Annotated in this window: 21 protein-coding genes; 6 read left to right on the top strand and 15 right to left on the bottom strand. The window is 75.5% G+C overall.

All coding sequences use genetic code 11. The annotated features are described in order from the left end of the window. Positions 1-40: 40 nt before the first annotated feature. The 3 genes from ACFQBR_RS23375 to ACFQBR_RS23365 form a co-directional block, all read right to left on the bottom strand. Entirely contained in the window at positions 41-1,975 is a 1,935-nt protein-coding gene (locus tag ACFQBR_RS23375; protein WP_352985923.1) for a helix-turn-helix domain-containing protein, read from the bottom strand. A gap of 125 nt (positions 1,976-2,100) precedes the next feature. Continuing rightward, positions 2,101-2,283, bottom strand: a complete 183-nt coding sequence (locus ACFQBR_RS23370; protein WP_267945649.1) for a DUF397 domain-containing protein — start codon at positions 2,281-2,283, stop codon at positions 2,101-2,103. Then, complete coding sequence (locus ACFQBR_RS23365) at positions 2,280-3,059, bottom strand: helix-turn-helix domain-containing protein (RefSeq protein WP_344178718.1); 780 nt, start codon at positions 3,057-3,059, stop codon at positions 2,280-2,282. Before ACFQBR_RS23365 ends, ACFQBR_RS23370 begins: the two co-directional genes overlap by 4 nt. Before the next feature lie 98 nt (positions 3,060-3,157). Here ACFQBR_RS23365 and ACFQBR_RS23360 point away from each other — a divergent pair, with 98 nt between their 5' ends. After that, positions 3,158-3,499: a hypothetical protein gene (locus tag ACFQBR_RS23360; RefSeq protein ID WP_267945650.1), complete on the top strand. Its 342-nt coding sequence runs from the start codon at positions 3,158-3,160 to the stop codon at positions 3,497-3,499. Positions 3,500-3,760: 261 nt separating this feature from the next. After that, positions 3,761-4,072, top strand: coding sequence for a twin-arginine translocase TatA/TatE family subunit (locus ACFQBR_RS23355; RefSeq protein ID WP_378554405.1), 312 nt, complete (start codon positions 3,761-3,763; stop codon positions 4,070-4,072). A 156-nt stretch (positions 4,073-4,228) separates the two neighbouring features. Here the strand turns inward: ACFQBR_RS23355 and ACFQBR_RS23350 are convergent, their stop codons facing one another. The 5 genes from ACFQBR_RS23350 to ACFQBR_RS23330 form a co-directional block, all read right to left on the bottom strand. Beyond that, complete coding sequence (locus tag ACFQBR_RS23350) at positions 4,229-5,542, bottom strand: NtaA/DmoA family FMN-dependent monooxygenase (RefSeq protein WP_344178723.1); 1,314 nt, start codon at positions 5,540-5,542, stop codon at positions 4,229-4,231. A gap of 237 nt (positions 5,543-5,779) precedes the next feature. Then, on the bottom strand, positions 5,780-6,805 hold the full coding sequence (locus tag ACFQBR_RS23345; protein ID WP_344178725.1) for an LLM class flavin-dependent oxidoreductase: 1,026 nt from the start codon (positions 6,803-6,805) through the stop codon (positions 5,780-5,782). A gap of 3 nt (positions 6,806-6,808) precedes the next feature. Next, positions 6,809-7,144, bottom strand: coding sequence for a type 2 periplasmic-binding domain-containing protein (locus ACFQBR_RS23340; RefSeq protein WP_344178727.1), 336 nt, complete (start codon positions 7,142-7,144; stop codon positions 6,809-6,811). Between the two features lie 80 nt (positions 7,145-7,224). Beyond that, positions 7,225-7,863: an HD domain-containing protein gene (locus ACFQBR_RS23335; protein ID WP_267945657.1), complete on the bottom strand. Its 639-nt coding sequence runs from the start codon at positions 7,861-7,863 to the stop codon at positions 7,225-7,227. A 213-nt stretch (positions 7,864-8,076) separates the two neighbouring features. Then, positions 8,077-8,781, bottom strand: coding sequence for a TetR/AcrR family transcriptional regulator (locus tag ACFQBR_RS23330; protein WP_344178729.1), 705 nt, complete (start codon positions 8,779-8,781; stop codon positions 8,077-8,079). 139 nt (positions 8,782-8,920) lie between these two features. On the opposite strand from ACFQBR_RS23330, the gene ACFQBR_RS23325 reads away from it, so the two are divergent. The 3 genes from ACFQBR_RS23325 to ACFQBR_RS23315 all read left to right on the top strand — a co-directional run bounded on the left by ACFQBR_RS23325 (position 8,921) and on the right by ACFQBR_RS23315 (position 11,827). Next, entirely contained in the window at positions 8,921-9,661 is a 741-nt protein-coding gene (locus ACFQBR_RS23325; protein WP_344178731.1) for an SDR family oxidoreductase, read from the top strand. Positions 9,662-10,049: 388 nt separating this feature from the next. Then, entirely contained in the window at positions 10,050-10,664 is a 615-nt protein-coding gene (locus tag ACFQBR_RS23320) for a hypothetical protein (protein ID WP_267945660.1), read from the top strand. After that, positions 10,661-11,827, top strand: a complete 1,167-nt coding sequence (locus ACFQBR_RS23315; protein ID WP_344178735.1) for a PrsW family intramembrane metalloprotease — start codon at positions 10,661-10,663, stop codon at positions 11,825-11,827. Before ACFQBR_RS23320 ends, ACFQBR_RS23315 begins: the two co-directional genes overlap by 4 nt. Before the next feature lie 46 nt (positions 11,828-11,873). Here ACFQBR_RS23315 and ACFQBR_RS23310 read toward each other — a convergent pair whose 3' ends face one another. From ACFQBR_RS23310 to ACFQBR_RS23280, 7 genes are all read right to left on the bottom strand, one after another. Continuing rightward, on the bottom strand, positions 11,874-12,665 hold the full coding sequence (locus ACFQBR_RS23310; RefSeq protein WP_352985938.1) for a pyrimidine reductase family protein: 792 nt from the start codon (positions 12,663-12,665) through the stop codon (positions 11,874-11,876). Between the two features lie 82 nt (positions 12,666-12,747). Continuing rightward, positions 12,748-13,443 carry a class III extradiol ring-cleavage dioxygenase family protein gene (locus ACFQBR_RS23305; RefSeq protein WP_344178739.1) on the bottom strand — a complete coding sequence of 232 codons (696 nt, stop codon included), beginning with the start codon at positions 13,441-13,443 and terminating at the stop codon, positions 12,748-12,750. A gap of 10 nt (positions 13,444-13,453) precedes the next feature. Then, a complete protein-coding gene (gene folP, locus ACFQBR_RS23300; protein WP_344178741.1) occupies positions 13,454-14,314 on the bottom strand; it encodes a dihydropteroate synthase in 861 nt (286 codons plus the stop codon). After that, positions 14,308-15,330: a glucosyl-3-phosphoglycerate synthase gene (locus tag ACFQBR_RS23295; RefSeq protein ID WP_344178743.1), complete on the bottom strand. Its 1,023-nt coding sequence runs from the start codon at positions 15,328-15,330 to the stop codon at positions 14,308-14,310. Before ACFQBR_RS23295 ends, folP begins: the two co-directional genes overlap by 7 nt. Positions 15,331-15,561: 231 nt before the next feature. After that, the gene (locus ACFQBR_RS23290; RefSeq protein ID WP_344178745.1) at positions 15,562-16,488 is read right to left on the bottom strand and encodes a carbohydrate kinase family protein; all 927 of its coding nucleotides are present in this window, start codon (positions 16,486-16,488) and stop codon (positions 15,562-15,564) included. 103 nt (positions 16,489-16,591) lie between these two features. Then, entirely contained in the window at positions 16,592-18,355 is a 1,764-nt protein-coding gene (locus tag ACFQBR_RS23285; protein ID WP_344178747.1) for a hypothetical protein, read from the bottom strand. Between the two features lie 319 nt (positions 18,356-18,674). Further along, a complete protein-coding gene (locus ACFQBR_RS23280; protein WP_344178749.1) occupies positions 18,675-19,241 on the bottom strand; it encodes a TetR/AcrR family transcriptional regulator in 567 nt (188 codons plus the stop codon). Positions 19,242-19,363: 122 nt separating this feature from the next. On the opposite strand from ACFQBR_RS23280, the gene ACFQBR_RS23275 reads away from it, so the two are divergent. Then, a complete protein-coding gene (locus ACFQBR_RS23275; RefSeq protein WP_344178751.1) occupies positions 19,364-20,605 on the top strand; it encodes an FAD-dependent monooxygenase in 1,242 nt (413 codons plus the stop codon). Positions 20,606-20,620 lie beyond the last annotated feature (15 nt).

Raw genomic sequence — 20,620 nt, 5'->3', positions numbered from 1 at the left:
CCATGTAAGCAGCGAACGTCACACGGACGACATGTCCGGTTCAGACAACGGGGGCCGCGTTCACATGTCTGTTTCCTGCAGTGCGCAGCCGGTGGAGGCGCGCGGCGACGCCCACCCGGAACATCGGGTCGGGGGACCTCCAGTCCGGTCCGAGCAGGGCGGTCACCCTCTCCAGGCGCTGCTTGACGGTGTTGGGGTGCACGTACAGGGCCCGTGCGGCACGGGAGACGCTGCCGCCGCCGTCGGCGTAGGCGGCGATGGTCGCGGCCAGCTCGGTGCGGTGCTCGCGGTCCCAGTCGACGACGGGGCCGATCATCCGGTCGACGAAGGCGAGCGCCCGGGCGCCGTCGGTGCCGAACATCGCCAGGTAGGGGGCGTACTCGTCGGCCTCGTGCGCCCCGTCGGACACGCCCAGCGCGGGCAGGAGGCCGGCGCACTCCCACGCCTCGGCGAGGGCCGCGCCGATGCCGGCCGGGCCGCTGACCCGGGAGGCGACCGCGAGCATGGGCCCCTCCTCCCGCGCGCCCCGGCCGCGGCGGACCTGGCGGGCCGCCTCGCCGGGGTCGCCTCCGGGGACCAGCACCGCCACGCCCTCCCCCTGGGCCGCGACCAGCCACCTGCGGCTGGCGGCGGACAGCGCGCGCAGCAGCGGATGGCGCGCCCGGTCGGGGACGGGCACCACCACCCCCGACCAGGGCTGGTCGAGGACGATGCCGCGTGCGGCGGCCCGCCGCTCCAGCGCGTCCATGTCGGCCGATCCCGAGACCAGGTCCAGCGCCAGTTCGCCCCGCACCCGCTCCTCCGCGTCGGTCAGGGCCTCGCGCTGCATGGTCAGCAGGGCCACGATCTGCCCCGAGCGCTCGATGGTGCGGCGCTCCACGTCGGTGAGCGGGGCCGGGCCGACGCCCACGAGCAGCAGGCCCAGCAGCTCCGAGCCCGCGATCGCGGCGGCGACGACGTCCAGTCCCTCGGCGCCGACCGGGGCGCAGTGGCCCGAGGCCCGGCTGCGCTCGGCGGCCCGCACCGCCGGGGCCGACAGCCGCCCCCGCGTCCACCAGCGGCCGCCCCCCTCGGCGGTCGCGGCCACCGGCCGCAGCTCCCGGTCGGCGATGGCGACGGGCCGCCCCAGCGACTCGGCGAGCGTGGCCGCGACCTCGCGGGGGCCGTGGCCGGACAGCACCAGGGCGGTGAGCCGCTCGTGGACGCGGGCGGAGGCGTTCATGGCCTCCAGGTGGCGCTCGGCGCGGGACTGGGCGTCCTCGGCGCGGTCGGCGGCGTCGGTCACCGCCGAGAACAGCCGGGCGGTGTGCAGGATGACCGCGGCGTGGTCGGCGAAGGCCGACAGCAGGGCGATCTCGTCGCTGGCGAAGGAGCGCGTGGACCTGTCCGCGGCGAAGAGGACACCGAGCACCTCGCCGTTGGCGGCCATCGGCACCCCGAGCAGGGACCGCAGGCGCTCCTCCCCCACGGCGGCGTCGATCTCGGGGTCGCGGTCGAGGTCGTGCTCCGCGCCGTAGTCGGCCGTCCACTGGGGCGACCGGGTGCGCACCACCCGGCTGGCGATGCCCATCCCCGCGGGGACGCGCAGCCCCTGGAAGCGCGGGGAGACCGTGCCCCGGCTCGCGCGGACGAACAGCTCGTCGGTGCTCTCGTCGTAGACGGAGAGGTAGGTGACGTCGGTGCTGACCAGGTCGTGGGCGCGGTCCACGAGTTTGCGCAGCAGGGCCTGCACGTCGCGGACCTCGACCAGGTCGCGTGTGCTGGCGATGAGGGCGGACAGCTCGCCGTCGCGGCGCCGCAGCCTGCCGAACCCGGCGGCGGCCCGCTGCGCGCGGACGACCACCCCTTCCTCCACGGGCCCCAGGAGCGAGCGCACGTCCTCGGCGGAGAGCTGGTCGCCCGACTCCACCCGGGCCAGCAGGTCGACGACCGCGCGCTGGGCCCGGGGATCGAGTGGCGCGGGAGTGTCGTGCATCACGGAAGTATCGCATCTCCTCAGGTGGGAGGGCATACCGGCCGGCGCCGGGCCGCGCTCCGCGCTCATCCGGGGCGCGTTCCCGCCCCCGTGCACGGCTGGGTGGGGCCGGGCCGCGGGCCGCCTCAGACCCGCCGCCGGGCCGCCTGCGAGCAGCCGAGGAACACCCGCCACTCGTCGGCGGGAAAGGACAGGAACCCCGCCTCCCGGTTGCGGGCGTCGCGCACGTCGGCCCCGCTCTCGTGCTCACGGGCCTCCACGCAGTGGGACCCGCTCTCGGAGTAGGTGGACTTGTGCCAGGCGTTCACAGCATCCCCCGCAGGAACTCGACCGTGTGGCTCACGGGAAGTGCCATGCTCAGCGCGTCGCGGACCTTCCTCTCCAGGACGGCCGTCTCGGAGGGCTCCTGGTGCACGAAGTTTCCCCCTCCGTGGTCCGAGGACGCAATGATCGTCCCGTCGCGCAACCTGTACACCTGGACCGGCGCAACCGATGCAAGGTACAGGGAGCCGTTCGGGAACACCTGTACGGATGTCCGGCCGCGCGCCACCATGTGCAGGAGCGACTCCGCCTGCTCCTTCCTGACCGTTTCCGGCATCCATTCCAGTGCGAACTGCGGAAAAACCGCGGTGATCAGAGGATTGTTCCTTCCGACCAGCGCCTCGTACCTACTCACCCGCAATTGCGACAAACGCTCTATTTCGTCGTCCGACTCGGTCGGACGCCCCGCACGGAACACCTCGCGCGCATAGGACAGGCACTGCACCAGCCCCGGGACGACCGACACCGTGACCGTGTCGATCGTCAACGCCTCGTTCTCCAGGTCCCCCAGGGACCGCATGAACGACGGGATCTCCGCCCCGGCCACCTCCAGGCGCCACTCCCGCAGCAGCGCCCCGTTGCCGCCGAGCAGGTCGCTCAGCTGCTTCACCCTGTCCTGGCGGGGGCGCGCCTTGCCGCTCTCCCACCGGGACAGGGTCGAGGCGGCGACACCGGAACCGAGCCTCTGGGCCAACTGGCGCTGCGTGTAGCCGTTCAATTCACGCGCCTTACGCAGAGATGTCCCGAAAATATTTGCACCCATGGTGGAAATTGAAGCACCGCGGTGCACATTCGACCACACGGACAGGGAGAAATTCCTATCGCTGGTGCGGCGAGGGGCTTCTCCACGATGCTGGGGACATGGACCGAACGAACCTGAACACGGACGTGTTCGCCAGGGCGGCAGAGGCCTTCATGGACCTGAGGGGGCTCGCCTTCACCGTCGAGTGGCGGCGCTTCCCCTGGACCCCCGGGGCCGAGGTCGACCGGGCCCTGGTGGGGCCCGCCTACCTGGGCAACGTCTCCATCGGCCTCAAGAACGGCTTCAGCTGGGGCTACCAGGACCGCGACGGCACCTGGCGCTACGTCCACCGCGACCGCCTCCACCTGCTGGTGGACTCCGTCGTCGAGCACCGCGCCGGCCACGCCCCGCCCCTCCCCCGCCGCAGCGACCGCCGGGTGGGCGGGGAGCACCGGGGCTGACGGGCGGGGCCCGGGAACGCGCGGCCGTGGGAGCGCGCCCGCGCCCGTGCCCACGACAGCGACCGGGCACGGGCCGCCCGGACGGGCCGGACCCCGGCGGCCGGGGAGCCGGACGGCCAGAGGCGCCCCGGCGGGACCGCAGGACGCCCCCGGCGCCGCGACCGGCGGAGACGGGTCTACCATCGATCCGTCACGCCCGGACCCGCGCCCTGCCGCGGCAGGGCGCAACGGTACTACGGGAACCCACCTGAGGAGCCACACATGGGTATCGGAGCACGTGAGGTCCTGGTACTGCTCGTCATCGCGCTCCTGCTGTTCGGCGCGAAGCGTCTGCCCGCCCTCGCCCGCTCGCTGGGGCGCAGCGCACGCATCCTGAAGACGGAGCTCAAGGCCACCGACACCGGCGGGCAGCCCGGCGCGGACGCGGACGCCGGGTCCGGCGGCGCCCGGGACGCGGACTCCGGCCCGGCGCCCCGGCAGACCGCGCCCCGGCAGGCCGTGGCGCACGCCGCGGCGCCGACAGGCCCTCCCCTGGAGGGCACGGTCGTCAGCCACCGCTCCGCCGACAGGTAGGAGCGGTTCCCGCCGCCCCGGCACGGGGTCGGTGCTCCCGGGGCCGGGGCACAGGAGGCCTCCGGGCGGCGCGCGGACGAAGGGTGCGCGCACGGCCCGGAGGGACCTCGGACGGTCTCCCCTCCAGGTGCGGGCGCCACCGCGGGGAGCGCGGGGTCAGCGGGGCGGGAGCCCCAGGTTCTCGCGGAGCGTCGCGCCGGTGTACTCGGCGCGCAGCGCGCGGCGCTCCTGGAGCAGGGGCACGACGCGGTCCACAAACTCGTCCAGCCCTCCCGGGGTGATGTGCGGGACCAGCACGAACCCGTCACCGGCGCGTTCGCGCACGTGCGTGATGATGTCCGCGGCCACCGACTCCGGGGTGCCCACGAACGTCTGACGCGCGGACACCTCCACGACCAGGTCGCGGATGTTCAGCCGCTTGGCCTCGGCCAGCTCCCTCCACTCGCGCACCGTGGCCGCGGGGTCGCGGACCAGCCTGGTGCGGCCCCGGGTGATGCCGGTGTCCCCGGCCACCGGGTCGGCGTCCGGCAGCGGACCCTCCGGGTCGTGGTCGGACAGGTCCCTGCCCCAGACCGATTCCAGGAACCGGATCGCGGTCTGCCCGCTCACCTGCTGGTAGCGGACGTGCAGCGCCTTCTCGTCGGCCTCGGCCGCGGTGTCGCCGACCGTGTACGTGACGCCGGGCATGATCAGCAGCGACTCCGGATCGCGCCCGTGGGCCCTCACCCTCCGCTTCACGTCGGCGTAGAACGCCTTGCCCTCCTCGAACCCGCCGTGCCGGGAGAAGACGACGTCGGCCGAGGCCGCCGCGAAGTCCCGCCCCTGCGGGGAGTCCCCCGCCTGGATGACGACCGGCTGTCCCTGCGGCGCCCGCGGCAGGGTGGGCCGCGCCTCGATGTCGAAGAACCGGTCGTGGTGGCGGGCCGTGCCGGCCCCCGTGCCGCCTGCGCCCTCCCCCGCCGCGTCCCAGAACGCGCGGACGGCGCGCACGAACGAGGAGGCGCGCTCGTAGCGGTCGGCGTGGTCGAGGTAGCCGCCGCGCCGGAAGTTCTCGCCGGTGAACGCGTCGGAGGAGGTCACCGCGTTCCACGCGGCGCGCCCCCCGCTCAGGTGGTCCAGGGTGGCGAGCTGGCGGGCGAGCTCGTAGGGCTCGTTGTAGGTGGTGCTGAGGGTGCCCGCCAGCCCGAGGTGGTCGGTCACCGACGCCAATGCGGCGAGGACCGTGAGCGTGTCCGGCCGCCCCACCACGTCGAGGTCGTGGATCAGTCCCTGGTGCTCCCGCAGGCGCAGCCCCTCGGCCAGGAAGAGGTAGTCGAACCGTCCCCGTTCGGCGGTGCGCGCCAGGTGCTCGAACGAGGAGAAGTCGATCTGGCTCAGCGACGCCGGGTCGCTCCACACCGTCGTGTTGTTCACGCCCGGGAAGTGCGCGACCAGCCGCACCTGCCGGACCTCGGACTCACTGCCGCCCATCACGTTCTCCTTCGTCCGTCTGCGCCGTTCCCGCCCCAGCGGTCGTCCCCGCGCTCCGGCCGCGCCGGAGGCGCCGGGCCCTCCCGCGGCCCGGGGCCTGCGTCCCGGCCTGGGGCGCGGCCCCCTTCCCCGCGCAGGCCTCCGGCTCCTGCAGCGGCGGGATCGGGCTCACCCCGAGTTCCAGTCCCATCCCGTACCGGTGTGCGGCCGCCTCGCCGCCCCCGGGCCCCGCCCCGCTCACGCGGTCGCGTAGCGGTTGGCGGGACGGGGCAGGCCGAAGCGGGCCCTCAGGGTGTCCTCGGCGTACTCCCCCCGGAACGCGCCCGACGCCCGCAGCAGCGGCAGCACCCGCTCCGCGAACACGGGCAGGTCCGCGGCGGCCGAGGAGGGCCTGACCGTGAACCCGTCCACAACCCGCCCCCACTCCAAGAGGGTCTCGGCCAGCGCCCCCGGGGAGCCGGTGTGGGTCAGCCCCGACAGCGCCCGCGAGGGTCCGGGCCGGTCCGGGTCGAGGAAGACGTTCACGTCGGCCAGCACCGACACCCGTTCCGGGTCGCGCCCCGCCTCCGCCACCGCCTCGCGCACCCGGGCCCGGGACGCGCGGGCCCCGCCCAGGGTGGCGGGGGCCACGAGCACCACGTCGGCGGTGGTCGCGGCCGCGCGCAGCGACGGTTCGCCGTCGGCGCGCACCACGACCAGCGGGTGCCCCTGGGGCGGGCGCGGGGTGATCGAGGGGCCGCGCACGCTCCAGCCCGGGCCCTCGAAGTCCACGTAGTGCAGCCTCTCCCTGTCGACGAACCTCCCGGTGGCGGTGTCGCGGATCTCCGCGTCGTCCTGCCAGCTGTCCCACAGCCGCGAGGCGACGTCGGCGACCGCCTCCGCCTCCGCCCAGAGTGCGGCGTCCGGGGCGGTCCCCCGGCGCCCGACGGCCCGCGCGTCGGCCTCCGTGCGCGACACCTCCACCCGCCAGCCCGCCCGCCCCAGGCTCGCGTGGTCCAGGGAGGCCACCGCCTTGGCCACGTGGAACGGCTCGGTGTGGGTGGTGGTGACCGTCGGCACCAGGCCGATCCTGCCGGTCAGCGGGGCGACGGCGGCCAGGGTGAGGAGGGCGTCGGGCCGGTCGGCCCCGGTGAGGGAGTCGTCCAGCGCCACGAAGTCGAGGGCGGCCTCCTCGGCGAGGCGCGCCGCCCCGGCATACGAGGCGAGGTCGAACGGGTCCTCCACGCCGTCGAGCGCGGCGCCGATGTGCAGTGGGTAGGGCATGGTTCAGCTCCTGGGAAGGCCGGGCGGGTTGGTCTCGGACTCGGTGACGGCCTCGCCGCCGACGGCCCAGCGCTCCAGCGCCTCCTGGTACTCGCCGCCCTCGATGACGTGGTCGAGGGCGGCTTCCAGCGCCGCGACGAGGCCGTTGTCCTTGAGGGTCATCGCGGCGATCTCGGCCCTGATCTCACCGCCGCCGGAGACGGTGCCGACGATCTCGGTCTCCTCGGCGACCTCGACGTGGTAAGCGGCGCTGGGCGTGGACCCATGGGCGGCCTCGCTCTCGCTGTCGTGCGGCCCGTGGGGGCGGGGCTCGGGCCGCCCTCGAATTCTCTTTCCCATAAAACCCATATGTCAAGTAGGAAAAGTAGACATAAAGGGCCGGGGCCCGCGCCGGGGCGACCCCGGGAGGCCGCCCCGACTCACTCCGCCCACGGGCTGCCCAGGACGGCCTCCACGAAGTCGTCCCGCACGAAACCCGGGACGTAGTGGGCGAGCACGTCGGCGTTGACGGTGCCGAAGACGGTGCGCGGCCGGTGGGCGTTGCCGTGTGTGAACTCCGCCAGGATGCGCCGCTTGAAGTCCGGGCGCGGGTGCGCCCCGGTGACGGCGCCGATGTCGTCCGCTGCCAGGTCGTTGAGGCCCAGCCCCAGGACATCGGTCTCCACCCCGGCGGTCACCAGGGCGATCTCGGGTTCGAGGAACTCCGGCACGCCGGGCGTGGTGTGCAGGGCGATCCCCAGCCACACCTTGCGCGCGTCGCCCTCCGAGCACCCGTGGTCCAGCAGGAACGCCCGCGCGGCGTCGGCCCCGTCGACCTCGAAGCGCCGGTCCGCGCTGCCGTACCCGGCGGTCAGCCCCAGGTCGTGGAACATCGCGCCGACGTAGAGGAGTTCGGGGTCGGCCTCGATCCCGCGGCTGCGCCCCTGGAGCGCGCCGAAGAGGAAGACCCTGCGCGAGTGGTGGAACAGGAGGTCGTCCACGGCGCCGCGGACCAGCGCGGTCGCGTCGCGGACGAGTTCGGTGTCGGGTACGGCCACTCCGGCGACGGTCTCGGCCATGTCGGTCCTCTCGGGTCGGGGCGCTCCTGCCCATCGTTATCCCGTCGGGAACCCCGCGCCATGTCCGCGCGGACGTGTCGCCCGCCGATCGCCGGGGCGGCCCCGCGCTCCGGCCGGGTACCTCCGCTCCCGCGCGACCGCCGCCCGGGGGACTGCGCGCGGGGAGCGCCCTCCGTGCCGCGTCGGAGGAGGAGCGAAACTCCGGCCAGGGGACTACGCGCGGGGGGCGCCCGCGGCGATGCGGTCGAGCCATTCGCGCAGGAGGGCCGACTCCGCGCCGGTCAGCGCGTCCGAGCCGTCGGACAGCAGGGCGGCCAGCCGCAGAGCGGCGGCGCCCGCCCCCGGCTCCGCGGGGTCGGCGTCCCCGGGGACGGGGTCCTCGGTGAGCAGGCCGGCGAAGACGGCGTCGCGGACGCGATGGGACAGGCCGGGGTCGGTGTAGACGTCGGGCTGGCTGACCATGCTCAGGGCGACGCCGACGTTGGCGGACATGATCGCCTGGGCGGCGCGGTGGGGCCCGACCCGAAGGCGACCGGCCGCCGCGCAGCGGACGAGGGTCCGCTCCAGCAGGGAGAACGCCTCCTTCGACGCACCCGGCACCTGCGCGAGGTGCGGGGAGAACATCAGCCGGTAGACGGCCGGGTGCGCGAGGGCGAAGCCGTTGTGCGCGTCCCATCCCCGGCGCAGGTCCGCCACGGGGTCCTCCGTGTGCCCGGCCGAGCGCTTGGCGCCCAGGTAGCGCTCGAAGCCGTAGTCCACGAGCGCGCTGAGCAGACCGTTCTTGTCACCGAAGAGCCGGTAGAGGACGGGGGCGCCCACGCCGACGGCCTCGCACACCGCCCGGGTGGCGATGTCCCGGTCGGGTGATTCGTCGAGCAGGCGTTCGGCCGCTTCGAGCATCTGCGTGCGCGTGTCCACGTGCCGAGGATAGCCACTCCGCGCGCCCGCGCGACCTCGGCGATATCAGGGTTACGTAAAGCACGTATCTCGAGTACGCTTCTGGTGTTATCGTCGATAACAGAAAACCGGAACACCGATACAGGCCAGGGGAAGCGCCATGGACAACCAGAACACCCACCGGGTCGCCCTCGTCACCGGGGCCTCCGGCGGCATCGGGCGCGCCGTCGCCGAACGCCTCGCCCGCGACGGGATGTCCGTCGTGGTGCACTACGCGGGAAACGCCGGACGCGCCGAGGAGACCGTCGCCTCCATCACCGGCCGGGGCGGCCGGGCCCTCGCGGCCCGTGCCGACGTCGCCGACGCCGACCAGGTCGAGGCGCTCTTCGACACCGCGGAGAAGGCCTTCGGCGGGGTGGACGTCGTGGCCCACACGGCCGGGGTGCTCAGGCTGGCCCGGGTCGCGGAGCAGGACCTGGACGACCTCGACGACCTCCTGCGCACCAACGTGCGCGGCACGTTCGCGGTCGCCCGCGAGGCGGCCCGCCGCGTCCGCCGGGGAGGAGCGGTCATCACCTTCTCGTCCTCGGTCGTCAAGCTCGCCTTCCCCGGCTACGCGGGGTACGCGGCGAGCAAGGCCGCCGTGGACGCCCTCACCCCGGTCCTCGCCGGCGAACTGCGGGGACGCGACGTCACGGTCAACGCCGTCGCCCCCGGGCCCACCGCCACCCCGCTGTTCCTGGAGGGCAAGGACCGGGAGACCGTCGACCGGCTCGCCGCCCAGCCCCCGCTGGAGCGCCTGGGCCTGCCCGAGGACATCGCCGAGTCGGTCGCCTTCCTGGCCGGCCCGGGGCGCTGGATCAACGGCCAGACCGTCTACGCCAACGGCGGCATCGCCTGACCCCGGCGGTCCCCGGCCCGGGCGTGCGCGGACCCCGCGGTGAGCTTCCCCCACCCCTCCGCCGGAAGCTCCCCCGACCCGGGCGTGCGCGGACCCCGCGCCGCCCCGGGGCGGGCATCCCGGCTGCGCGCGAGGCTGAGCCGTCGGCGTACCGGAGGCGGACCGGTCGGGGCGGACCCGCCATGGCCGAAGCGGTCGGGAGAGCGGCGGGCGGGCCCGGCCCGGGAGGCGGTCGCGGTCGGCCCCACGGGCCCGTTTCGCCCAGGAAGCTCCGGGATTGGTGAAATCGTCGTAAACGTGCGCCAAGTCGCCCGTGGGCCGCACCGCACCGCACCCCCGGGTGTTTCGCTGGCGGTGAGGGTTCACCGTGAGCGACGGAAGGGGCGCCATGACGGAGGCGACAGGGGACGGCCCGCGCGCGCAGGAGCGCGGATCCCTGAGCAACTGGGTCCCCCTGGGGCTGGCCGCCGCCGCGGTCGCCGCCCTCGTCGTGGGCTGGCCGCTGGTCAACGCGCTCCTGCCCGGCTCGGAGACCGTCCCCTCCGGCGAACCCGTGACCGTCGGCGCCGCGGGGGAATACCGGGCGTCCCTGACCTTCCCCCAGGACGGCTGGCTCCTGGACACCGGCGCCAGCCAGGCCGGTCAGGTCTACCGTTTCGACCGCGGCCCCGTGCAGCTGACGCTCAACTCCGTCACCCCCACGACCTCGCCGCCGCCCACCGCCGAGGAGCTGTGGGACGGCATGCGCCGGGTCGCCCGCGCGGGCGAGGCGTCGGCACGGCTGAGCGAACCGGAGGCGATCTCGACCGAGGACGGGGCCGAGGGGCTGACAGGCACCCTCAAGAGCGACTCCCAGCAGGGCGCGGCGGTCGTCTACCCCTCCCCCGACGGCCGCTTCGCCGTGGAGATGACGCTCGCCGGACAGGACGCGACGACGGCCGACCTCGCCGCGGTCGCCGACGTCGTCCGGTCCGTCTCGTTCACCAGGGAGGGAGCAGCATGAACCACGCACCCGACGACCGGCCCGCCCCGGGCGCCACCGACCGGGGGACGGTGCCGTCCCCGCGCCGTTCGCCCCACACCCCTCCGAGCCCCCGGCGCGTCCCCGCGCCGCGGCCCGGCGACGGGCGGTCCGCGCGCGGCCGGCGGCTGCCGGCCCTGGCCTCGCTCGTCCTGATCACCGTTCTGTGCCTGGCCGGACTGCTCTACCTGGCGCTGCAGTTGGCGCTCCCCGTGCGGGCCTTCCTCCCCGAGGCGCTGCTGGCCGCGGCCCTGGGCATCGTGACCCTGGCCTTCGGGTTCTGGGTGCTGCGCCGCATCCGCCCCGTGCGGGAGCCCGACGCGGACGCGTCCGTGGTCGCGGTGGCCTGGGGCCTGTTCGCGGCGACCGGCGCCGGGGTCGTCGCCAACGGCGGCCTGGGGGCGGTCTGGGCCAAGGGCCTGGGACTGGACCTGGCGGGGGTCTGGGGCGCCGCGCTGACCGCGCCGCTCAACGAGGAGGTGCTGAAACTGGCGGGGATCGTGCTCGTCGCGGTCGCCTTCCCGACCTCCGTGCGCGGGCCCGTGGACGGTTTCGCGATCGGCTCCCTGGTGGGCCTGGGGTTCGAGGTGACGGAGAACTTCATCTACTCGATGAACGCGGTGCTCATGGCGGGCGGGACCGGCGGCCTCGCCCCCGTGGTGCAGACCGCCGTCATCCGCGTGGGACTGACCGGCCCGGGATCCCACTGGGCGATGTCGGCCGTCGCGGGCACCGCCGTCGGCCTGCTCGCCGCGGTGGGCTGGCGGCCGAGGACCCGCCGGGCGGTGTGCGCCGCCCTCCTGGTGGTGCTCGCGATGGCGCTGCACTGGCTCCTGGACGCGCCCCTGTTCGGCGGTGTCCTCGGTGTCCTGGCCAAGGTCGCCGTCATCTTCGCGACGACGACGGCCGTGTACCTCACCGTGCGGCGCGCCCACCGGCGCCGGGTGCGCGGCGCGCTGGGCGCCGAGGCGGAAGAGCTCGGGATGCGCAGGTCGGCGGCCGTGGCCCTGGCCACGCGGCACGGGCGGCGGCGCGAACTCCAGCGGGTCGCGCAGCCGGAGCAGCCGGCCGTCCGGGACAGGCAGGACCGGATGGTGCAGGCCGCCGAGGACCGGGCCGCGCTGTACGCCGGACACGCCGTCTGACCCGCCGCCCCGTGTCCGTGCGGACGCGGGGCGGCGGGGGCCCAGGTCAGGCCCCGGGGCGGGTCCAGCGCTGGAGCAGCGTGCCCTCGGACTCGATCAGCACCCGGGGCGCGAACGGGCGGTCGGCGACGGCGCCCACGGCGATGCGCTGCTCGGCGCCGCCCGCCAGGGCAGGGACCACGGTCAGGCACAGCTCGTCCAGCAGGCCGGCGGCGGCCACGTCGGCGAGCAGGCGCGGACCGCCCTCGCACAGGATCCGGGGCAGCCCGCGCGCGGCCAGCGCCCCGACTGCGGCGGGCAGGTCGACGGAGTCGCCGCCCGACACCAGGACCCGGTCCGCGCCCAGGGTCCTCCGGGCCAGCCCGATCGCCTCGGCGCCCGCGGCCCCGCAGGTCACCATCAGCACGCCGCCCCGGTCCCCGCCGGATCCGCCCCCGGGGTCCGCCGCGAGCAGCGGCGGCACCGCGGCCGTCCGGCTGACCACGGCCAGCTCGGGGCAGGCCGCACGGCCCTCGGCGACGGCGCGCGCCGCCCGGTCCCCGGTACGGGGGCGCGTGCGCCGGTACCCCTCGACGCGGGCGGTTCCGGCCCCGACCAGCACGACGTCGGCCAGGTCGCGGAGCAGCGTGTACACCAGCCGGTCGGCGGGGGTGTTGATGGTCCCCGTCCGTCCGTCGCCGCCGGCCGCCGCACCGTCCAGGGTCGCGACCATGTTCGCCCGCACCCAGGGACGGCCCGCCCCGCCCGGGTAGGCGTAGAGCCCCTCCAGCGCCGCCGCGTCCAGGCGTTCGCCCGGGGCGGCGGCCTCGGGCAGGGCGTCGTTCAACAGCAGGCGCACGACCGTGCCTCCGGGGTCTCGGGTCCCGGGCGGGTCGTCGCCGCGCTCGGGGAGGGGCCGTGGACGGCGGGCGCCGCGCGGCTCATCCCGCCCCGCGCAGCCACGTCGCCACGAAGTACATGACGCCGAACGGGTCGTCGGCGTAGAGGAGCTCGGGCCGCACCAGGGTCCCGCTGAAGGCCACCGCGTGCCCCATGACCTGGAACGCCGCCCGGCCCGCCACCATCAGCTCCTCCGCCAGCCCCGGGTCCAGCCGGAGGAGGCCGGTCCAGTCCCCCGCCGCCAGCGACCGGCGGATCCCCTCGTCGAAACCGAAGGCGCGCCCGTCCAGGTGCCCGGGGGCCCTGAGCCCGCGCCGGGCCCCGCCGTCGCCCATGACGAGCAGGCCCACCCGGCCGCTCCGCCCGGCGATCCGCGCCCCCGCGGCCTCCGTCTCGGCAGCGGACGCGTCCCAGGCCACCGTCAGCATCTCCACCGGTCCGGAGTACCCGGCCCCGTCGAGCAGCCGGCGTGCCACGCCCAGGCTCAGCGGCAGCGCCCGCTCCCGGGGCGCCCGCTCCCCCGTCCCGCCGAACCCCCGGACCGGCACCGCGCCCCCGGCGTGCTCGCCCGGGGCGTCGTGCCCGCCGACCACCACGACCGCGTCCGGCGCGAGCGCGGTCAGCGCCCCCAGGGCCTCCGTGCACGCCTTGCGCAGCTCGGCGGCCACGTCCTGGCCCCCGGTGAGCTCGCGCAGCAGCAGGGGTGGATGCGGGCAGACCACGGTTCCCACGATCAAGGACGGCTCCTCACGCCAGCCCCCGCACGGTGCGCGCAGGGGGTCGGACCCCGCGGATGGCGGCGACCATGTCGAGCACCTGCCGGGTCTCCACCACCTCGTGGACCCGGTAGACCTGCGCGCCCAGCCAGGCGCACACCGCGGTCGCCGCGAGCGTCCCGGTCAGGCGCTCGCCCACCGGCAGGTCGAGGGTCTCGCCGACGAAGTCCTTGTTGGACAGCGACACCAGCACCGGCCACCCGGTCGAGGTCATCTCGCCCAGGCGCCGGGTCAGTTCCAGGGAGTGCCAGGTGTTCTTGCCGAAGTCGTGCGCCGGGTCGATGAGGGCCGACGCCGGGTCCACCCCCAGGGACACCGCGCGCTCGGCCAGGGCGACGGTGCGGTCGACGGCGTCGCGCACCACGTCCTCGTAGTGCACCCGGTGCGGCCGGGTGCGCGGGGTGACGCCCCCGGTGTGGGTGCACACCAGGCCGACGCCGAACTCGGCCGCGACCTCCGCCAGCCCCGGGTCGTACCCGCCCCAGGCGTCGTTGAGCAGGTCGGCCCCCGCCTCGCACACCGCCCGGCCCACGGACGCCCGCCAGGTGTCCACACTGATGACCAGGTCGGGGAACTCGGCCCGGACCCCGGCCACGAAGTCCACGATCCGGCGCTTCTCCTCGTCCGAGCCGATCTCCTCCCCCGGGGCCGCCTTGATCCCGCCGATGTCCACGATGTCGGCGCCCTCGTCGACGACCCTGCGCACGCGCTCGAACGCGGGACCGTCGTCCCAGGTGGCGCCCTTGTCGTAGAAGGAGTCGGGTGTGCGGTTGACGATCGCCATGACCAGCGCCGTGTCCGCGCCGTACTCCCGGCCCCGCAGTCTCAGCACCGGCCGATCACCCCCTCCAGCCCGTCCGGGAGCACCGCGCGCCCGGTTCCGCCGCCCGCCCGCGGCTCCTGCGCCCCCACATCGGCCGCCGGCGGGCGCTCCACGACGCTGACCTCGGTCGCGAGAGGCGCCCCCCGCCCCTCCCCGGAGCCGAACTGCCGGAGCTCGACCCGGTCGGAGCCCCGGTCGAGGCCGGAGCGGCGGTCGGCGACAGCGAGGAGCTCGGTGGCCATGGCCCCCAGGTCGCGCAGCGACTGGTGCCGGTGGGCCCGGCGCCCCAGGTCCACCTGGGCGACGGCGTCCACGCCGCGCCGCAGGTGGGTGTCGACCAGGACGGCGAGTTCGACGCCGTAGCCGGTCGGCACGGACAGCTGGGAGAACAGGTCCCGGCGCACGGCCCACTCCCCCGACAGCGGCTGCACGACGCCCGAGAGCGCGGGCCAGCGCAGGGCGATGGTGGGACGGGCGACGAGTTCGGTGACCCGGCCGCCCTCGTAGGAGACCTCGCCCCCGGCGGCCCCGCCGTCCCCGGACAGGTCCAGGACGCGGTCGTAGAAGCCCTTGACCAGGGACACGTCCGGCTGGGTGAGCAGGGGGCCGAGCAGCCCGGACACGAAGTGGGTGTCCCACTCGACGAGGTCGGCGTCCAGGAAGGCGACGATGTCGCCGGAGGTCACGAACTGGGACTTCCACATCGCCTCGCCCTTGCCCCGGTGGTGGCCGAGGTCGGGCCGGACGTCGCCGACGCGGTGGACGGTCGCTCCGGCCTCGCGGGCCACGGCGGCCGTGTCGTCGGCGGAGTCGGAGTCCATGACGACGATCTCGTCCAGGAGGGGCGCGTCCTCCACCAGCTCCCGGCGGACCCGGGCGACGATCCCCCCGACGGTCGCGGCCTCGTCGCGCGCCGGCAGCACCAGGCTGACCGTGCCGCGCCCCCGGTGTTTGAGTTCGACCAACCGCTCGACCGACCAGTCCGAGGACCGGTACGTGCGACGTCCGAACCACGCGTTCTCCACAGAAGCCTCCCCAGCGGCCAACCCTAGGGCACGTTCCGTGCGGGGCACCGGCCAGGACGTGAATTCGGGAGTGAAATCCCCGCGCTCTGTGACGGGTGGCTCACGGGGGGCCGGTGCGGTGGGCGCGACCCGTCGGCGGAGGCCGTGCCCCCCCGGGCCGGACGCCCGCGCGCCCGGTCCGCCGGGGGGCGTCCCCGTGCGGAGCGGTCGGTCGGGCCCGCTCCGCACGGTTCAGGGGCGCGCGGCGGCGACCAGCCGCTCCATGCCGTCGCGGTCGACGAAGTCGCTGTGGGTCCCCGCGCTCCCGCACGTGAAGGCCCCGGCCACGGAGCCGGCCAGCACGCACTCCTCCACCGGGGCGCCGCCGAGATGGGCGTACAGGAACCCCGACACGAAGGCGTCCCCCGCCCCGTTGGTGTCCACGACGGGGCGCTCGGGCCGCACCGCCGGGAAGTGCCGGGGCCCTTCCTCTCCGCGCACGAGCACGTGGCAGCCCTCGGCCCCGTCGGTGGCCACGGCCAGGCGGGCGCGGCCACGGTCCAGGATGCCGCGCAGCACCTCGCCGACCCGGTCGCGAACCGTCGCCGCGCTCATGAACACCAGGTCCGAGCGCAGGGCGTAGTGCAGGTGGTGGGGGTTCTCCCCGTCCCAGTCGTGCAGGTCGGTGGAGCTGGTGGCCTCCAGCCCCTCCAGGTCCTCGTACACGTCCCGGTTGTGGTTGACGATGGACAGGTGCACGTGGGCGGCGCGCTCCAGGTGGGGCAGGTAGAACTCGCGGGGCAGGCGCAGGTCGGCGGGGTGGCGGCCGTCGTAGAAGGAGAAGCGCCGCCCCCCGGGGTCCACCAGGTTGATCCCGCGGGGAGTGCCGTGCGGGGAGACGACGTGCTCGAAGTCCAGGCCGAGTCCGGCGTAGCGCTCCAGGACCATGCGGCCCTGGACGTCGTCCCCGAGGAAGTCCACGAACTTCACCGCCAGGCCCAGCGCGTGGCAGCCGAGCGCCACACCGTTCCCGGTGTGGCCCACGTAGTCGTGCGCCGGCGGGACGGACACGGAGTCGCCCGGGGGCACCTCCAGGGCGTCGACGCGGACGACGGTGTCCACCCCGGCGCCGCCCACCACCAGGACGTCGTGGACGGGTGCGGTGGGCGCGGTCGCCATGCTGCCTCCAGGCTGTTCCGTGTCGGGGGTCCGGGTCCGCCGGGGCCCGGGGCGGGTCTCCGGGGAGGGGTTCCCGGTATGCCGGGAACACTCTTCCACAGCCTCAGGGGACGAGCCCCTCCACCCGGTCGGCGCCTTCCGCGTGGACGGCCACCGCCCCGGGGACGGCGACCAGGTCGAGGCCCTTGTAGTCGTACTCGCGGCCGCGGGAGTCGCGCACGCCCACGGGGACGCCCTCCGCCCCCTCCTCGGTGACGCTGTCCCCGAAGGGCACCACCATGAGGTCGGGGACCGTCCCGCTGGAGAGGCCCGTCCATGCCATGCGCGGGAACAGGACCGCGTCGGCCAGGGGGAGGACCACTCCTTCGGCCCCCGAGCCGAGGACGTAGTCCGTCACCTCTGCAATGCCGGCGCCGAGCACCCGGACCCTGAGCACCTCCTCCTCGGTCCAGTCGTCCGCACGGACCACGGCCCCGCCGGTGTCGGCGAGCAGCACGTCGTCCTCGAAGACGGACACGTGCTCCGACTCCCGTGCCTCCTCGGGCAGTGCGGCGACCTCCTCCCCCGAGTCCAGGTCGAGGAACGCGGGAGGATGGTGCCTGGCTCCGCCCCAGCGGGTCAGCAGGACCACGGGGGCTCCCCCGCCCGCCGGAGGCACGCTCAGGAAGGGGACCTTCTCCCCCTCCCCCGTCTCCCACTCGTGCCGCCAGACCTCGGAGCCGTCCCCGGCGTCCAGGCCGACGACCGCGTACGCGCCCGCGCCTTCCCCCTCCGGCACGAGGCACGCGTGGACGAAGACGACACGGTCCCCCGCCATCCGCGCCTCGTCCCCGAGGCAGTTCCGGCCGGGAACGCCGGCCGGGGTGTGGGACCACAGCTCCTCGCGTCCGTCGACCGACCGGCCGGACAGGGCGGGGCCGTCCCAGCGCAGGCGCAGACCGGCGTTCCAGCCCGCGTACTCCTCCCGCTCCTCCTCGGAGAGCGCGAACCGGCCGGCGACCTCCCCGGTCCCCGGGTCCAGCAGCACGGTGACCGGGTCCGCGGGCCCGGCGGCGTCCCCCGCCGGGGCCTCCGTGTACGTGACGTACGCCGCGCCGTCGACGACGCCGCCCGCCACGCCGTCCGCGTAGGGGAGCCGGTAGCTCCACAGCTCCCCGCCCGTCGCCCCGTCCAGGGCGACCACCCCGTCGTCCAGGACGACCAGCGCTCCGCGGCTGCCGCGTACCACGTCCTGGATCCGCGCGGCCGGGGGCGGGTTCCAGGTCCACCCCACCCGTGTGACCGTCGGCGGCTCCGGAGCGGGGTCCCCCGGCCCGGCCACGGTGTGCAGCACGGACGGGAGCACGGCGACGGGGACGAGGGCCCCGGCGACCGCCGCGGCCAGGACCCCGGCGGGGAAGCCCAGCAGCAGGCGGCCCCACCGCCGGGGCGAGGGCCACGTGGGGGCGGCCGCCAGCAGGAGGCCGCCCAGGGAGGTGAGGCAGAGGGCGAGCCACAGGACCGTCGCGCGCTGGGAGGGGGCGAAGGACTCCGGTGCGCCCGCGGTGGCGAGGAAGGAGTCGCGGGGGAAGGCCGTGAAGGCCAGGAACGCCAGGCCCGCCGAGACCGCCGCCAGCACGGCCACGGTCCACCCCCGCACGGGCAGGTCGCCCTCGTCGAGCACACGCACCGCCATGCGGGCCGCCCATGCCAGGAGCACCGCGGCCAGCAGCGGCACCAGGAGCCAGACACCGGCGGCCTCCTCGCGGGACGCGGACCGGAGCCCGCCGAAGAAGCCCCACACCGCCAGGACGGCCGCGCCCGCCAGCAGCCCGAGCCCGGCCCACGCGACGACGCTCCTGACCCGCCGCCCGGGGGTCTCCGGCACGGGCGGCGCCTCCGGTTCCCCCGGACCGACGAACCGGGCGCCCTCCCCGAGCCGCCGGGGTTGCGTGGACGCCCCGGGGATCACTCCCCTCCAAGGCTCCGCGGGTCCCTGTGCGGTCCCGGGGCCCTCCGGCCGCTCGTCGCCGTTCACTCGTGCTCCTCGCCCGGTTCCCTCGCGCGCTCGCGTCCGCGCCGTCCGCCATGCCGGACGACAACCTAACGGAACGCCCCGCGCGAGGGGGTTCCGGCCCCGGGCGCCCACGGACCGGGGGCGCGGGCCTCCAGGGGTTCGGGACCGGCGGTCACACGGGCGCGCGCCCTCACCCCGCGGCGGCGCGGTCCCCCTCGTCCAGCCCCAGCGCGGCGTAGGCGGCGTCGAGGGCGGCGGACCTCAGTTCGGCGACCGGGCGGTCCCCGAACATGACGACGCAGTCCCCGAGCCCGCCCAGGGCGACGGTGGCGCGGGCCAGCTCGGCGAGGCCCGCCTCGGCCCCGACCAGCAGCACGGTGATCCGGCGGCGCCAGTCGATGACACGGGCGCCGAGGCCGAGTTCGGTGAGCACGGCCGCGTCGCGGAACACGACGCCGTTGACCTCCCGGTGCCGCATGCTCACGTCGAAGTAGCGGGCGAGGAGGGCCCGCGGGTCCACGGAGTCCGCCGCCTCGTCGTGCGCGACGGCCGCCTCGTAGTCGTCGACCATGGGCTCCACCAGGCCGCGCAGCAGGTCCTCGCGCGAGGCGAAGTGGTAGTACAGCGCGGGTTTGGTGATGCCGACCCTCTCGGCGATCTCCCGCATGCTGGTCTGCTGGACGCCCCGGGAGCGGAACAGTTCCATGGCCGCGGCCCTGATCCGGTCCTTCGTCTCGTTCGATCGTGCTCGGGGCACCGGTTCCACCTCACCTCTCCGCCACACTGTGCTGACCATTCTGACCTATCGGTAGGTCAACCTTGCGTCCGGCCGCAAGGATCGTTTACCTTCCGGTAAGTCTAAAAATATGGGAGGCAGTGATGAGAACACCCCCCGCCGTGCTCGTCTCCGGGGCGGGCGTGGCCGGACCGGTCCTCGCCCACCAGCTGGTGCGGCTCGGTTTCGCTCCCGTGGTGGTCGAGCGCGCCCCCGCCCCGCACGCGGGTCCGGGGGGCTTCGGCGTCGACCTGTTCGGGCCGGGCGTGGAGGTCATGGAGCGCCTGGGCGTCCTCGACCGGGTCAGGGAGGCCGCGACGGGGAACACCCGGATGCGGCTGGTCCGGCCGGGCGGGCGCCCGCTCGACCTGGACCTCGGAGCACTGGCGCAGGAGGCGTCCACGGACAGGCACGTCGAGGTGATGCGCGGCGACCTCGCCTCGATCCTGTACGCGGCCACGCGCGACGACGTCGAGTACGTCTTCGGCGACTCGGTCGAGGGTGTGGCACAGACCCCGCACGGGCTGGAGGTCTCCTTCGAGAGGGGCGCGCCCCGCGTGTTCGACCTGATGGCGGGGGCGGACGGCCTGCACTCCGCCACCCGCCGCCTGGTGTTCGGCCCGGAGGAGCGGTACCGGCGGTTCCTCGGCGGCCACGTCGCCGTGTTCGGCCTCCCCGAGCCGCGCGGGTTCGACGGCCGGGTGGTCCTGTACCGGTCCGCCGGCAGGACGGCGGCGGTCTTCCCGGTCCGCGGCACCGGCCGGGCCAGGGGTGCGCTGCTGTTCCGGGGAGAACAGGAGTTCGCGGGCGACCACCGCGACACGGAGGCACAGCGGAGGTTCCTGCGCGCAGCCTTCGCGGGCGAGGGGTGGGAGGTCCCCCGGCTCCTGGACGCCGCCGACTCGGCGGAGGACCTCTACTTCGACTCGATCAGCCAGATCCGGATGGAGTCCTGGACGCGTGGACGGGTCGCCCTCGTCGGCGACGCCGGGTACGCCCCCGGCCCCGCGGTGGGCGGCGGCACGACCGTGGCGGCCGTGGGCGCCTACACGCTGGCGCACCGGCTCGGGCGGGCCTCGGGCGACCACCTGGCGGCGTTCCCCGGCTACGAGGAGGACATCGGCGGCTACGTCCGCCGCAGCCGGGAGGTGGGCCCCCGCTCCCTGCGGACCCTCGTCCCCGGTTCCCGGTGGGAGGCGGCCCTGGGGTTCGGCGCCATGTGGCTGCTCCCCCGGCTTCCGCGCACCCTCCTGCGCGCCGCGGCGAACGCGGACTCGCGGGCGGCGCGGGTCCTGTCGTCTGTCGACTTGCCGGAGCCCGCTCCACGGCCGAGGCCCTCCCGGTGAGCCCCGCCCGGCAGG

It is taken from the genome of Nocardiopsis tropica (genome assembly GCF_042660575.1).
GTDB lineage: Bacteria > Actinomycetota > Actinomycetes > Streptosporangiales > Streptosporangiaceae > Nocardiopsis > Nocardiopsis tropica.
This window is presented reverse-complemented; position numbering and strand designations above follow the sequence as displayed.